Annotated in this window: 13 protein-coding genes and 1 pseudogene; 12 read left to right on the forward strand and 2 right to left on the reverse strand. The window is 55.9% G+C overall.

Going from position 1 to position 14532, the window contains the following annotated elements; genetic code table 11:
- Positions 1–8 precede the first annotated feature (8 nt).
- From kdpC to potE, 8 genes and pseudogenes are all read left to right on the forward strand, one after another.
- Complete coding sequence (gene kdpC, locus AC1VYI_RS18230; RefSeq protein WP_023310778.1) at positions 9–584, forward strand: potassium-transporting ATPase subunit KdpC; 576 nt, start codon at positions 9–11, stop codon at positions 582–584.
- A complete protein-coding gene (kdpD, locus tag AC1VYI_RS18235) occupies positions 585–3272 on the forward strand; it encodes a two-component system sensor histidine kinase KdpD (protein WP_134866653.1) in 2688 nt (895 codons plus the stop codon).
- A complete protein-coding gene (kdpE, locus tag AC1VYI_RS18240) occupies positions 3269–3946 on the forward strand; it encodes a two-component system response regulator KdpE (protein ID WP_008501074.1) in 678 nt (225 codons plus the stop codon). Before kdpD ends, kdpE begins: the two co-directional genes overlap by 4 nt.
- A 279-nt stretch (positions 3947–4225) precedes the next feature.
- On the forward strand, positions 4226–4330 hold the full coding sequence (speFL, locus tag AC1VYI_RS18245; protein WP_003858645.1) for a leader peptide SpeFL: 105 nt from the start codon (positions 4226–4228) through the stop codon (positions 4328–4330).
- A 254-nt stretch (positions 4331–4584) separates the two neighbouring features.
- A pseudogene (locus tag AC1VYI_RS18250) lies at positions 4585–5463 on the forward strand (Orn/Lys/Arg decarboxylase N-terminal domain-containing protein); the annotation flags it as partial.
- 71 nt (positions 5464–5534) lie between these two features.
- Positions 5535–6655 (forward strand): IS3-like element ISSen4 family transposase gene (locus AC1VYI_RS18255; RefSeq protein WP_087451024.1). Its coding sequence is split into 2 segments (ribosomal slippage): positions 5535–5793 and positions 5793–6655, totalling 1122 coding nucleotides; the frame shifts between segments, so codons are not numbered across the junction.
- On the forward strand, positions 6656–8008 hold the full coding sequence (gene speC, locus AC1VYI_RS18260) for an ornithine decarboxylase (protein ID WP_319003403.1): 1353 nt from the start codon (positions 6656–6658) through the stop codon (positions 8006–8008).
- Positions 8005–9318: a putrescine-ornithine antiporter gene (gene potE / locus AC1VYI_RS18265; RefSeq protein WP_014831099.1), complete on the forward strand. Its 1314-nt coding sequence runs from the start codon at positions 8005–8007 to the stop codon at positions 9316–9318. Before speC ends, potE begins: the two co-directional genes overlap by 4 nt.
- A gap of 143 nt (positions 9319–9461) precedes the next feature.
- Here potE and pgm read toward each other — a convergent pair whose 3' ends face one another.
- On the reverse strand, positions 9462–11102 hold the full coding sequence (pgm, locus tag AC1VYI_RS18270; RefSeq protein ID WP_045356603.1) for a phosphoglucomutase (alpha-D-glucose-1,6-bisphosphate-dependent): 1641 nt from the start codon (positions 11100–11102) through the stop codon (positions 9462–9464).
- A 24-nt stretch (positions 11103–11126) separates the two neighbouring features.
- Positions 11127–11675, reverse strand: coding sequence for a replication initiation negative regulator SeqA (seqA, locus tag AC1VYI_RS18275; RefSeq protein ID WP_008501070.1), 549 nt, complete (start codon positions 11673–11675; stop codon positions 11127–11129).
- 183 nt (positions 11676–11858) lie between these two features.
- Between seqA and ybfF the strand changes: the two genes are divergently transcribed.
- The 4 genes from ybfF to fur all read left to right on the forward strand — a co-directional run bounded on the left by ybfF (position 11859) and on the right by fur (position 14471).
- Complete coding sequence (gene ybfF, locus AC1VYI_RS18280) at positions 11859–12632, forward strand: esterase (protein ID WP_134866654.1); 774 nt, start codon at positions 11859–11861, stop codon at positions 12630–12632.
- Positions 12633–12760: 128 nt separating this feature from the next.
- Entirely contained in the window at positions 12761–13048 is a 288-nt protein-coding gene (gene ybfE / locus AC1VYI_RS18285) for a LexA regulated protein (RefSeq protein WP_023310772.1), read from the forward strand.
- Between the two features lie 155 nt (positions 13049–13203).
- Positions 13204–13734, forward strand: a complete 531-nt coding sequence (fldA, locus tag AC1VYI_RS18290) for a flavodoxin FldA (protein ID WP_226483624.1) — start codon at positions 13204–13206, stop codon at positions 13732–13734.
- A 290-nt stretch (positions 13735–14024) separates the two neighbouring features.
- The gene (gene fur, locus AC1VYI_RS18295) at positions 14025–14471 is read left to right on the forward strand and encodes a ferric iron uptake transcriptional regulator (RefSeq protein WP_023310771.1); all 447 of its coding nucleotides are present in this window, start codon (positions 14025–14027) and stop codon (positions 14469–14471) included.
- Positions 14472–14532: the final 61 nt, after the last annotated feature.

Consider the following 14532-nt stretch of genomic DNA (forward strand, 5'->3'; position numbering starts at 1 on the left):
TGAATCAAATGACGATGTTACGCCCCGCTATACTTCTGTTTATTCTGCTGTCTCTCATTACCGGCGGGCTGTACCCGCTGGTGACCACCGCGCTGGGCCAGTGGTGGTTTAAGGATCGGGCCAACGGCTCGCTGATTATGCAAAACGGTGAAAACCGCGGTTCGCGCCTGATTGGTCAGAACTTTACGGATGCCCGTTACTTCCAGGGACGCCCTTCCGCCACTGCCGAAAGCCCGTATAATCCGATGGCATCCGGCGGCAGTAACCTGGCGGGCAGCAACCCCGAGCTGGACAAAGCCGTTGCTGAGCGCGTGGCAGCCCTGCGCGCCGCTAATCCGCAGGCCAGCCGTGAGGTGCCCGTAGAGCTGGTGACCGCCTCGGCCAGTGGGCTGGACTACAGCCTGACGCCGGCAGCCGCGGCATGGCAAATCCCGCGCGTCGCCGCGGCCCGTCAGCTGACCGTCGAGCAGGTTAGCCAGCTGGTTGCAGAGCACACGCAAAAGCCGCTGGTCAGCTTCATCGGCATGCCCGTGGTAAATATTGTTGAGCTGAATCTGGCGCTGGACGCGCTAAGGAAAAACTAAATGACCGACGAGCCCATGCGCCCGGATCCGGACAGGCTGCTTGAACAGACGGCCGAAGCCCATCGCGGCAAACTGAAAATTTTCTTTGGCGCCTGCGCAGGCGTCGGGAAAACCTTCGCCATGCTGACGGAAGCCCAGCGGCTTCGGGCGCAGGGGCTCGATATATTGATAGGTGTGGTAGAAACCCACGGACGCAAAGAGACCGCATCGCTGCTGAAGGGGCTGGCCACCCAGCCGCCCCGCCGTATCAGCCACCGCGGTCGGCTAGTCACCGAATTCGATCTTGATGCCGCCCTCGCCCGCCGTCCCGCCCTTATCCTGATGGACGAACTGGCGCACAGCAATGCGCCAGGCTCACGCCATCCAAAACGCTGGCAGGATGTAGAAGAACTACTTGAAGCCGGTATAGATGTATTCACGACGGTTAACGTTCAGCATCTGGAGAGCCTGAACGACGTGGTCAGCGGCGTGACCGGGATTCAGGTGCGCGAGACGGTGCCCGACCCCTTCTTTGATTCTGCCGATGAAGTGGTGCTGGTCGACCTGCCCCCCGACGATTTACGCCAGCGCCTGCATGAAGGCAAAGTCTATATCGCCGGCCAGGCCGAACGCGCCATCGAGCATTTCTTCCGTAAAGGCAACCTGATTGCCCTGCGCGAGCTGGCCCTGCGTCGTACTGCCGATCGCGTCGACGATCAGATGCGTGCCTGGCGCGATCTGCAGGGCCAGGAGCGCGTCTGGCATACGCGAGATGCCATCCTGCTGTGCGTAGGGCACGGCAGCGGCAATGAAAAGCTTGTCCGCACCGCCGCGCGCCTGGCGGCCAAATTTGGCAGCGTCTGGCATGCGGTGTATGTCGAAACGCCGCAGCTGCACGCGCTGCCCGAGAACCAGCGCCGCGCGATATTGAGTTCGCTTCGCCTCGCGCAGGAGCTGGGTGCCGAAACCGCCACCCTTTCCGACCCTCAGGAAGATAAAGCTATTTTGCGCTACGCCCGTGAGCACAATCTGGGGAAAATCGTGATTGGCCGTCGCCAGCATCGCCGCTGGTTTAGCCGCGAATCGTTTGCCGACAAGCTGGCCCGCCGCGCACCGGATCTGGATCTGGTGATCGTGGCGCTGGATGACAAACCGACCCCCTTACCCAATCGCGCGCCGGACAGCCGTACCTTCAGCGATAAATGGCGCATTCAGCTTCGCGGCTGTCTTGTCGCCGTCGTGCTCTGCGCCCTGATTACCGTGATTGCCAGCCAGTGGCTGATCGCGTTTGATGCCGCCAACCTGGTGATGATCTACCTGCTTGGCGTAGTGGTGGTGGCGCTCTTTTACGGGCGCTGGCCGTCGGTACTGGCGACGGTGATCAACGTCATCAGCTTCGATCTGTTCTTTATTGCTCCGCGAGGGACGCTCGCGGTGTCGGACGTACAGTACATTCTTACCTTCGCGGTGATGCTCACCGTCGGGCTGGTGATCGGAAATCTGACGGCGGGCGTGCGCTACCAGGCGCGTATTGCCCGCTATCGCGAGCAGCGCACGCGCCATCTCTATGAGATGTCGAAATCGCTGGCGGTGGGACGCACGCCGCTGGATATCGTGCAGACCAGCGAGCAGTTTATTCGCTCGACGTTTCATGCCAGCAACCTGATTTTGCTCCCGGACGAACACGGCAAGCTGCGCCCGCTGACGTCGGCCTCAGGCATGACGCCCTGGGACGAAGCCATCGCGCGCTGGAGTTTTGATAAAGGGTTACCTGCGGGCGCAGGGACCGACACCCTGCCCGGCGTGCCCTATCAAATTCTGCCGCTGCGCAGCGCCGATAAAAATCAGGGGCTGGTGATTGTTGAGCCCTCAAACCTGCGCCAGCTGATGATCCCCGAACAGCAGCGGCTGCTGGAGACCTTTACGCTGCTGGTTGCCAGCGCGCTGGAGCGGCTGGCCCTCACCGCCAGCGAAGAACAGGCCCGGCTGGCGAGCGAGCGTGAAAGCATTCGTAACTCGCTGCTGGCGGCGCTCTCTCACGATCTGCGAACCCCGCTCACCGTCCTGTTTGGTCAGTCAGAAATCCTGACGCTGGACCTGGCGGCGGAAGGCTCTAAACACGCGCTTCAGGCCAGCGAGATCCGCCAGCATGTGCTGAATACCACGCGTCTGGTGAATAACCTGCTCGATATGGCGCGTATCCAGTCAGGCGGTTTTAACCTCAAAAAAGAGTGGCTCACGCTTGAAGAGGTGGTGGGCAGCGCCCTGAAAATGCTCGAACCCGGCCTGGGCGGGCGGCATATTGCGCTGAACATGCCCGAGCCCCTGACCTTAATTCACGTTGATGGTCCGCTGTTTGAACGGGTGCTGATCAACCTGCTGGAAAATGCCGGCAAATATGCTGGCGCCAGCGCGCAAATTGGCGTGGATGCGACGGTGGACGACGGCACGCTTCACCTTGACGTCTGGGATACCGGACCCGGCATTCCCGCCGGGCAGGAGTTGGCTATTTTCGAAAAATTCGCACGCGGCAATAAGGAGTCGGCCATTCCGGGCGTGGGGCTGGGGCTGGCGATTTGCCAGGCAATCATTGACGTCCACGGCGGGTCCATCTCTGCAGAGAATCGTCCCGAAGGCGGCGCGCGGTTTTGTGTTACACTTCCTCTTGAAACCCCGCCAGAACTTAATGAATTACCAGAGGATTTGTGATCAACGTTCTGATTGTTGAAGATGAGATCGCCATTAGCCGTTTTCTGCGCGCTGCGCTGGAAGGGGACGGTCTGCGCGTTCATGATGCGGGTACGCTTCAACGGGGTTTAATTGAAGCCGCCACCCGCAAGCCGGACCTGGTGATCCTCGATCTTGGTCTGCCGGACGGCGACGGCATCGATTTTATCCGGGAAGTTCGTCAGTGGAGCCAGATGCCGATCCTCGTGCTGTCCGCGCGTACGGAAGAGACGGATAAAATCGCGGCGCTGGATGCCGGGGCGGATGACTATCTGATTAAACCTTTTGGTATCGGCGAGTTACAGGCTCGCCTTCGCGTGGCGCTGCGTCGCCACAGCGCAACCACGCCTGCTGACCCAACCTACACGTTTGGGGATATCCGGGTTGACCTGGCCGCGCGGCGTATTGTGCGCGGTGAAGAAGAAATCCATCTGACGCCAATAGAATTTCGCCTGCTCGCCGTTCTGCTCAACAACCACGGCAAGGTTCTCACCCAACGCCAGCTGCTAAGTCAGGTGTGGGGGCCCAACGCGGTGGAACATAGTCATTATTTACGCATATATATGGGTCATCTTCGTCAGAAACTCGAAGTTGACCCCGCTCGCCCTCGCCATTTATTAACTGAAACCGGTATCGGTTATCGGTTTATGCTTTGAATAACTATTCATTTTATTTTTAAATAAAATCAAAATACCTCAGAAAATATTTCATAAATAACCCATGCATTATTTTTACGGGTTATTCTTGTTCATTTAAAACATTGATAACACAACCTGTTAACGTAACACCAACAAATCAGAATTTTGATCTGCGATATTCATCTAAAACGAATATTTATTTCTGATTTGATCGGTTAACGGTGATCTACCTCACGGTTAATCGCCTTTTCCTGGATAAAATGACCATGCTTTCAATTACTGAAAGGAAAATGAAACATGGAAAACAACAATCGCTTAATGCCCCATATAAGGCGGACAACACATATCATGATGTTTGCCCACCGAAACTGCTTTGACTTTCATCTCTTTAATGCCCGGTAGTCCTTCGACTTCTGGCGCACCCGCTTACAGGTTATCCTGAAACACCTTATTTTACAGGCGATTGCCTGTGAACTCGTGCGCTCATTCATTTTAATTCAGACTCATCCGCACCGGGCGGACTGAATTTCAATCATCAAAAAAGCAATTCACTGATTTTAATCAGCGGCCACCCTTTGCTTTTTTTCCGGTAAATTATCGATTTCTTTCTTGCAGGAAATCGAGGGACGCTTATTACCTAAAATAAAGAGAGAAAGATGAAAAGTTTAAAAATCGCAGCCAGTCGTGCATGTCCGGATTGCTTTACTACCCAGCGTGAACTGGTAGATGTCCGTGCCTCTGATTATATTGATGTTGCCGCCATTGTTCTGGCGGTCACGGATATTGCCAGCGGTATCCTGGACGAAATAGAAGCCACCGGTTTTGGCATTCCTGTTTTTGTCGCGACGCACAAAGAGGAATTCATTCCGGCAGACTATTTATCGCGCATTCACGGCGTATTTGAGTATTCAGACACCAGCAACGACTTTTATGGACGCCAGCTGGAAGCTGCAGCCCAGAAGTATGAAACCCAGCTGCGCCCGCCGTTTTTCCGCGCCCTTGTCGACTATGTGAAGCAGGGCAACAGCGCGTTTGACTGCCCGGGGCATCAGGGTGGCCAGTTCTTCCGCCGTCATCCTGCCGGTAATCAGTTTGTCGATTTCTTTGGTGAGACGCTTTTCCGCTCCGACCTGTGTAACGCCGACGTGGCGATGGGCGATCTGCTGATCCACGAAGGCGCGCCGTGCATCGCCCAGCAGCATGCGGCAAAGGTCTTTAATGCCGATAAGACCTACTTCGTGCTGAATGGCACCTCGTCATCCAACAAAGTGGTGCTTAACGCCCTGCTCACCCCGGGCGACCTGGTGCTGTTTGACCGTAACAACCACAAATCTAACCATCACGGTGCCCTCCTCCAGGCTGGCGCAACGCCGGTCTATCTGGAAACCGCGCGCAACCCGTACGGTTTTATTGGCGGCATTGACGCCCACTGTTTTGAAGAAAGTTATCTGCGCGAGCTGGTGGCAGAGGTGGCGCCGGGCCGTGCACGCGATGCGCGTCCGTTCCGTCTGGCGGTGATCCAACTGGGTACCTACTGACCTGCCCCCCGTTGATTAGTACACCCCGATGTTAGTAATGTCTTCATAAGCCACATGAGGACATCCCCATGAAGAAGCGTTTTTCCGACGAACAGATCATCAGTATTCTCCGCGAAGCCGAAGCTGGGGTACCCGCCCGTGAACTCTGCCGCAAGCATGCCATTTCCGATGCCACGTTTTACACCTGGCGTAAGAAGTATGGCGGTATGGAGGTGCCTGAAGTTAAGCGCCTGAAGTCGCTTGAGGAAGAGAACGCCAGACTCAAGAAGCTGCTTGCCGAAGCCATGCTGGATAAAGAGGCGCTTCAGGTGGCTCTTGGGCGAAAGTACTGACGACAGACCAGAAGCGGGAAGCCGTGATGTTGATGTGTGATGCGACCGGTCTGTCGCAACGTCGTGCCTGCAGGCTTACAGGTTTATCCCTGTCGACTTGCCGCTATGAGGCTCACCGTCCGGCTGCTGATGCGCATTTATCAGGGCGCATCACTGAGCTGGCACTGGAGCGCAGGCGTTTTGGCTACCGTCGTATTTGGCAGTTGCTGCGCCGTGAAGGGCTTCATGTTAATCATAAGCGCGTGTACCGGCTTTATCACCTCAGTGGCCTGGGCGTAAAACGCAGAAGACGTCGTAAAGGGCTGGCAACAGAACGTCTGCCGCTGCTCCGTCCGGCGGCGCCCAATCTGACCTGGTCGATGGATTTCGTCATGGACGCACTTTCCACCGGTCGCAGGATCAAGTGTCTTACCTGCGTCGATGATTTCACAAAGGAATGCCTGACGGTCACTGTTGCCTTTGGGATTTCAGGCGTTCAGGTCACGCGTATTCTGGACAGCATTGCACTGTTTCGAGGCTATCCGGCGACGATAAGAACTGACCAGGGGCCGGAGTTCACTTGCCGTGCACTGGATCAATGGGCCTTTGAGCATGGTGTTGAGTTGCGCTTAATCCAGCCGGGCAAGCCAACGCAGAACGGATTTATTGAGAGCTTTAACGGACGATTTCGCGATGAATGTTTGAATGAGCACTGGTTCAGCGATATCGTTCATGCCAGGAAAATTATTAATGACTGGCGGCAGGATTATAACGAATGCCGCCCGCACTCCACGCTGAATTATCAGACACCGTCTGAATTTGCAGCGGGCTGGAGAAAGGGTCATTCTGAGAATGAAGATTCCGACGTTACTAACTGAGTGTTGTATCTAATCGTGGGGGCAGGTCACTACGATGGCACCATCTATAACGCCCGTCAGGTGGTGGATAAGATTGGGCACCTGTGTGATTACATCCTGTTTGACTCCGCCTGGGTGGGTTACGAGCAGTTTATTCCGATGATGGCCGACTGCTCTCCGCTGCTGCTGGAGCTGAACGAAAACGATCCGGGGATCCTGGTCACCCAGTCCGTGCATAAACAGCAGGCCGGCTTCTCGCAGACCTCGCAAATCCATAAGAAAGACAGCCATATCAAAGGGCAACAGCGCTATGTCCCGCACAAGCGGCTGAACAATGCCTTTATGATGCACGCCTCCACCAGCCCGTTTTATCCGCTGTTCGCTGCGCTGGACATTAACGCCCGTATGCATGAAGGCCAGAGCGGCCGCAACATGTGGATGGACTGCGTGGTGAACGGTATCGAAGCGCGCAAGCTGATCCTGGAGAACTGCCGGTATCTGCGCCCCTTCGTGCCGGAAACGGTGGATGGCCGCCCGTGGGAAAGCTGGGACACGGCGGAAATTGCTACCGATCTGCGCTTCTTCCACTTCGTACCGGGTGAAAACTGGCACGCTTTTGAAGGCTACGCTGAGCATCAGTATTTTATCGACCCGTGCAAGCTCCTGCTGACCACACCGGGCATCAACGCCCGCACCGGGGAGTATGACGACTTCGGCGTGCCCGCCACTATCCTTGCCAACTTCCTGCGTGAAAACGGCATCGTGCCGGAAAAATGCGATCTCAACTCGATCCTGTTCCTGCTCACGCCTGCGGAAGATATGGGCAAACTGCAGCAGCTGGTGGCGCAGCTGGTGCGCTTCGAAAAACTGCTCGAGAGCGATGTTCCGCTGAAAGACGTCCTGCCTTCTCTCTACAAACAACATCCGGAACGTTACGCGGATTACACCCTGCGCCAGATCTGCCAGGAGATGCATGACCTGTACGCCCGCCACAACGTGAAACAGCTGCAGAAAGAGATGTTCCGCAAGTCTCACTTCCCGCGCGTGATGATGAACCCGCAGGACGCGAACTACGCCTATCTGCGCGGTGAAGTTGAACTGGTCTCCCTGCGCGACGCGGAAGGCCGCATCGCCGCCGAAGGCGCGCTCCCTTATCCACCGGGGGTATTGTGCGTGGTTCCAGGGGAAGTCTGGGGCGGTTCCGTGCTGCGCTACTTTGCCGCGCTGGAAGAAGGCATCAACCTTCTGCCGGGCTTCGCGCCGGAGCTGCAGGGTGTGTACGTCGAGGAGTGTGAGGGTCGCAAACAGGTTCGCTGTAACGTCATCAAACAACCCGCCGCTCAGCCCGCGCTGCTGAAAGGAGAGAAATTATGAGTAAGTCCAATAAGATGGGCGTGGTGCAGCTGACCATCCTCACCATGGTGAACATGATGGGCTCCGGGATTATCATGCTGCCCACCAAACTGGCAGAGGTGGGTACCATCTCTATCATCTCCTGGCTGGTGACGGCAGTCGGTTCAATGGCGCTGGCGTGGGCGTTCGCCAAGTGCGGGATGTTCAGCCGTAAGTCAGGCGGCATGGGCGGCTATGCCGAATACGCCTTTGGCAAGTCGGGCAACTTTATGGCCAACTACACCTACGGCGTGTCGCTGCTGATCGCCAACGTGGCGATTGCCATCTCCGCCGTGGGCTACGGTACGGAGCTGTTTGGCGCGACGCTCAGTCCTGTGCAAATTGGGCTGGCGACCATCGGGGTGCTATGGATCTGTACCGTGGCTAACTTTGGCGGCGCGCGTATCACCGGACAGCTCTCAAGCATCACCGTCTGGGGCGTGATTATCCCGGTTGTCGGCCTGTGCATCATCGGCTGGTTCTGGTTTAGCCCAACGCTCTACGCCAACTCCTGGAACCCGCACCATGTGCCGTTCTTTACCGCGGTCGGCTCTTCTATCGCCATGACGCTCTGGGCCTTCCTGGGTCTGGAATCCGCCTGCGCGAACGCGGAAGTGGTAGAGAATCCTGAAAAGAACGTGCCGATTGCGGTCCTCGGCGGCACGCTGGGCGCGGCGGTGATCTATATCGTCTCGACTAACGTGATTGCCGGGATTGTGCCAAACATGGATCTGGCAAACTCTACAGCGCCGTTTGGGCTGGCCTTCGCGCAGATGTTCACCCCGGAAGTCGGGAAGGTGATTATGGGGCTGATGGTGATGTCCTGCTGCGGTTCACTCCTCGGCTGGCAGTTCACCATCGCACAGGTGTTTAAATCCTCGGCTGATGAAGGTTACTTCCCAAAAATCTTCTCCCGCGTGACCAAAGCGGATGCGCCGGTGCAGGGCATGCTGGCGATTGTCATCTTCCAGAGTGGATTGTCGCTGATGACTATTAGCCCGTCGCTGAACAGCCAGTTCAACGTGCTGGTCAACCTGGCGGTGGTGACGAACATCATTCCGTATATTCTGTCGATGGCAGCGCTGGTGATCATCCAGAAGGTGGCGAAGGTGGATCCCCGCAAAGCGCGTGCGGCCAATATCGTGGCGCTGATTGGGGCAATCTACAGCTTCTATGCGCTCTACTCATCCGGCCAGGAAGCGATGCTCTACGGGGCAATGGTGACCTTTATGGGCTGGACGCTGTACGGTCTGGTGTCACCACGGTTTGAATTGAAGAATAAGCATAGTTAAAAAAAGCCCGGTGGCTCTAGCGCTTACCGGGCCTTCGAGGTCAAAGCAAAACGGCAACCCATGGGTTGCCGTTTTTAGTGTTTTCTCCCTCTCCCTATGGGAGAGGGCCGGGGTGAGGGCATCAGCCCGCACCAATACCGCACTTACGCGTTTTTCAGCACTTCGCTGACAATCTCTACCGCTTCTTTCTCAATCTGCTGACGGTGCTCAGCGCCGAGGAAGCTTTCGCAATAGATTTTGTACGCATCTTCCGTACCGGACGGACGCGCGGCGAACCAGCCATTCTCGGTCATCACTTTAAGACCACCAATGGATGCGCCGTTGCCCGGTGCCGCCGTCAGACGAGCAGTGATCGGATCGCCCGCCAGGGTGCTTGCGCTGACCATCTCAGGAGAGAGTTTGGACAGGGCCGCTTTCTGGGCTGACGTCGCGCCAGCCTGAATACGGTTATAGCTTGGTGCACCAAAGCGTGCCGCCAGGTCGTTGTAGTGTTCCTGCGGGTTCTTACCGGTGACAGCGGTGATTTCAGCCGCCAGCAGGCACATGATGATGCCGTCTTTATCGGTTGACCATGGCGTGCCGTCGAAACGCAGGAAAGATGCGCCCGCGCTCTCTTCACCGCCGAAGCCGAAGCTGCCGTCGTGCAGACCGTCAACGAACCATTTGAAGCCCACCGGCACTTCCACCAGCTTGCGGCCCAGCGCCTCGACCACGCGGTCGATCATCGCGGAGGAAACCAGCGTTTTACCGACGGCCACCTCTTTGCCCCACTGCGGGCGGTGCTGGAACAGATAGTTAATTGCAACAGCCAGATAGTGGTTCGGGTTCATCAGCCCGGCAGGGGTGACGATACCGTGACGGTCATAATCCGGGTCGTTAGCAAACGCCAGATCGAATTTATCACGCAGCGCCAGCAGGCCCGCCATCGCGCACTCGGAGGAGCAGTCCATACGGATCGCGCCGTCTTTGTCCAAGTGCATAAAGCGGAAGGTCTGATCGACGTGATCGTTCACGATGGTCAGATCCAGCTTGTAATGCTCGGCGATACGTTTCCAGTATTCGATACCGGAGCCGCCCAGCGGATCCACGCCCAGCTTCAGCCCGGCTTTCTGGATGGCCGCCATATCGACGATATCCGCCAGCCCTTCCACGAACGGCTGAACCAGATCCTGCTCTTTCACGTGACCGGACGCCATGGCAGCATCCAGAGAAATGCGCTTCACGCCTTTCAGACCGTCAGCCAGCAGCGCGTTCGCACGATCTTCCACCACTTTGGTGACGTTGGTATCGGCCGGGCCGCCGTTAGGCGGGTTGTATTTGATACCACCGTCTTCCGGCGGGTTGTGGGATGGCGTGATAACGATACCGTCAGCCAGCGCGCCACCTTTTTTGTTGTGCACCAGGATGGCGTTAGAGACCGCAGGGGTTGGGGTGAAGCCATTGTTCTCCTGAACAATCACGTCGACGCCGTTTGCCGCCAGCACTTCCACAACAGAGATGAACGCCGGTTCAGACAAGGCATGGGTATCTTTCCCCACGTAGCACGGACCGGTAACGCCGTTTTTAGCGCGCTCTTCCGCAATGGCCTGAGCAATGGCCAGAATGTGCGGTTCGTTAAAGCTGTGGCGCGCCGCGCTGCCGCGGTGACCGGATGTACCAAACTTCACTGCGTGTTCTGCGTTGCCCACGACCGGTTTCAGCACATAATACTGCGCGGTCAGCTGAGCGACGTTAATCAAATCGCTTTGTTGTGCAGGTTGGCCTGCACGGCTGTGATTTGCCATTACCGGGTCCTTCTGATGCAAGGGTTAAATTGTACCGCAAACCTTTTCAATCAATTCCGCCGGGAACTGCATGGACTGCATGATGTGTTCAATCATGCTGCACTTGCGGCCCGTATTGGTATTGGTGATCACCCAGTACGGGGTGCCAGGAACATGTTTGGGTTTGGTTTGATTGCCATTTTGCAGCAGCGTCTGCTCGTCGCCTGCGAAATAGACGCGAGTACGGCCGTGAAGCGACTCGGTCGCTTCAGCAAACGCTTTGTTATCCAGTGAGTAAAGTGTAGACAGCACCAGCATAAAGCGGTTAACGGCCTTTTTCTGCTCCGCGTATTCATCGGAGAGCAGCAGCTCGCGCATCGCGCGCACTTTATCTTTTGCCGGCGTCACGGCAGGTTTTGCTTGTGCAACAACGCTCGGCTGAGACACGACATCTTTGGTGACTGGGGTAGCAGGCTGTGAAGCGGCGGAAATTTTAAGCATGCGCCGTAAAATGTCGGACGCGCTCTCCCCGATATGCCGCGTCTGGCTGGCAATATACTGATAGAGTTCGTCATCAACTTCGATTGTTTTCATCTTAATCCAGTGCGATATCTTATCTGAATACAAGTCATTGGGATTATAAGGTCAAATCCCAACAGCGGATAGCGTCAAACCAGGTTGGCAGCAAAAGTCAGATTAAACTGGAACCTTGCAGCCGGGCGGCAGAATGGTCAACATGATACCCTAACCTGACATACGTAAAAAAAGAACTTTGCCATGAAATTGAATACCCGAGCGCAAACTGCACAATCGCCGAACAATAATTCTCCCATCGTACTGGTTCACGGGCTTTTTGGTAGTCTGGATAACCTGGGCGTGCTGGCGCGCGATCTGGTTACCGACCACGATATTTTACAGGTCGATATGCGCAATCATGGTCTTTCCGGGCGTTCCGACGAGATGACCTACGCGGCGATGGCGCAGGATCTGCTGGATACGCTGGATGCCCACGACCTGCAAAAGGTGACCCTCATCGGGCATTCAATGGGTGGCAAAGCGGTGATGGCCCTGACGGCACTGGCCCCGGACCGTATTAGCGGCCTGGTGGTGATTGACGTCGCGCCCGTGGATTATGACGTTCGCCGTCACGACGAGATTTTTGCCGCCATTAATGCGGTCACAGAAGCGGGTGTCGCGACGCGCCAACAGGCGGCTGCCGTCATGCGTGAGCATCTTAATGAAGAAGGCGTCGTTCAGTTCCTGCTGAAGTCGTTTGTTGACGGGCAATGGCGTTTTAACGTGCCGGTGCTCTGGGACCAGTACAATAACATCGTCGGCTGGGAAACCGTCCCCGCCTGGCCATACCCCACTCTCTTTATTCGCGGCGGCAACTCGCCTTACGTTACCGACGCGTACCGCGACACGCTGCTGGCCCAATTCCCGCAGGCTCGCGCCCACGTGATTGCCGGTGCAGGGCACTGGGTGCATGCGGAAAAACCGGATGCTGTGCTGCGCACCATTCGCCGCTATCTCGCTGATACTGCAAATTGATTAAAAAGAAAGCGACTGGAAGGCTGCAGGCGTCCAGTCGTTGGCGTGCCGTTTTTGGTGATGTATGATGGCGCGCTTATCGCCCGGGCATTAGCAGGGCGGCGTGTTTCCCCCGAAGTCTCAGAATCATGGCCAAAGAACAAACGGACCGTACGACACTAGATCTGTTCGCGAATGAGCGTCGCCCGGGACGACCCAAGACGAATCCGCTTTCGCGCGATGAACAGCTGCGTATCAATAAACGCAACCAGCTTAAACGCGATAAAAATCGTGGGCTTAAGCGTGTCGAACTGAAGCTCAACGCCGACGCGGTCGATGCACTTAATGAGCTGGCCGAGGCCCGAAATATCAGCCGTAGCGAGCTCATTGAAGAGATGCTGATCGCCCAGCTTGAGACGTTGCGCGGCCAGGCATAAGTCTGAAAATTCCCTTAATTACCCTTTTCATGTAGCACAGAGTGCAGTCCTGCGCGATAGCTGTTTCCGCAGGGTTGCCAGTTCTGCTATTATTGCCCTTATCCGTGGCCAAATTGCGCCACCATACTATTAAGTTTCAAGAGGTTATTTTACTCATGGCAATCATCGGCATTTTCTTTGGCAGTGATACCGGCAATACCGAAAATATCGCGAAAAACATTCAAAAACAGCTCGGTAAAGACGTTGCTGATGTGCATGACATCGCCAAGAGCAGCAAAGAAGATCTCGAAGGCTATGACATTCTGCTGCTGGGTATCCCAACCTGGTACTACGGTGAAGCCCAGTGCGACTGGGATGATTTCTTCCCGACGCTGGAAGAAGTGGACTTCAACGGTAAGCTGGTCGCCCTGTTTGGCTGTGGCGATCAGGAAGACTACGCCGAATACTTCTGTGACGCGCTGGGCACCATCCGCGATATCATTGAGCCGAACGGCGCGATTATCGTAGGCCACTGGCCGACCGCCGGTTACCACTTCGAAGCGTCTAAAGGCCTGGCCGATGACGATCATTTCGTGGGTCTGGCCATCGACGAAGACCGTCAGCCAGAGCTGACCGCAGAGCGCGTTGAGAAGTGGGTTAAGCAGATCCGTGAGGAACTGCACCTGGACGATATTCTGAACGCCTGATTTTATCGCGGCGCAGCGGCGGCTGCGCCCGTGCTCCAGGTCAAACCGATTAAATTAATCGCTACAATCTTTTAACTTTTTCGCCCAGACCTGTACAATGTCTCCCTGATAAAACGTGGTTTTCCATTGAGCAAGTTTGTTGGTGATACCACGTTTTTATAAGCATATTTTGCCTGAGACTTGCAGTTTTCATTTAGCCATGGCAGTTCTATAATGAGACGCATTATCCCGGGTGCATTTTCTGTCACTTCCTACAGAAGTGAATCGTTTAGCAACAGGACAGATTCCGCATGACTGACAACAATACCGCATTAAAGAAGGCTGGCCTGAAAGTTACGCTTCCTCGGTTAAAAATCCTTGAAGTGCTTCAGGGTCCAGACAATCACCATGTCAGTGCGGAAGACCTCTATAAACGTCTTATCGACATGGGTGAAGAGATCGGGCTGGCTACCGTCTATCGCGTGCTGAACCAGTTTGATGACGCGGGCATTGTTACCCGTCATAATTTCGAAGGCGGTAAATCTGTTTTCGAACTGACCCAGCAGCAGCACCACGATCACCTGATCTGCCTCGATTGCGGCAAGGTCATTGAATTCAGCGATGATTCCATTGAATCACGCCAGCGTGAAATCGCGGCGCGTCATGGCATCCGCCTGACGAACCACAGCCTGTATCTTTACGGTCACTGCGCTGAAGGCGACTGCCGCGAAGACGACCACGCGCACGACGCGAAATAATCAGTATTCATACTCTGAGCCAGCCGCAAGGTTGGCTTTTTTTTTGCCTGAAAAAGCCCGG

Source organism: Enterobacter sp. QK-SA4 (genome assembly GCF_056856775.1).

Excerpts from the sequence above, each read along its gene's own strand:
- kdpC (WP_023310778.1), top strand. The coding sequence starts at position 9 with ATGACGATGTTACGCCCCGCTATACTTCTGTTTATTCTGCTGTCTCTC.
- kdpD (WP_134866653.1), top strand. The coding sequence starts at position 585 with ATGACCGACGAGCCCATGCGCCCGGATCCGGACAGGCTGCTTGAACAG.
- speFL (WP_003858645.1), top strand. The coding sequence starts at position 4,226 with ATGGAAAACAACAATCGCTTAATGCCCCATATAAGGCGGACAACACAT.
- potE (WP_014831099.1), top strand. The coding sequence starts at position 8,005 with ATGAGTAAGTCCAATAAGATGGGCGTGGTGCAGCTGACCATCCTCACC.
- pgm (WP_045356603.1), bottom strand. The coding sequence starts at position 11,102 with ATGGCAAATCACAGCCGTGCAGGCCAACCTGCACAACAAAGCGATTTG.
- seqA (WP_008501070.1), bottom strand. The coding sequence starts at position 11,675 with ATGAAAACAATCGAAGTTGATGACGAACTCTATCAGTATATTGCCAGC.
- ybfF (WP_134866654.1), top strand. The coding sequence starts at position 11,859 with ATGAAATTGAATACCCGAGCGCAAACTGCACAATCGCCGAACAATAAT.
- ybfE (WP_023310772.1), top strand. The coding sequence starts at position 12,761 with ATGGCCAAAGAACAAACGGACCGTACGACACTAGATCTGTTCGCGAAT.
- fldA (WP_226483624.1), top strand. The coding sequence starts at position 13,204 with ATGGCAATCATCGGCATTTTCTTTGGCAGTGATACCGGCAATACCGAA.
- fur (WP_023310771.1), top strand. The coding sequence starts at position 14,025 with ATGACTGACAACAATACCGCATTAAAGAAGGCTGGCCTGAAAGTTACG.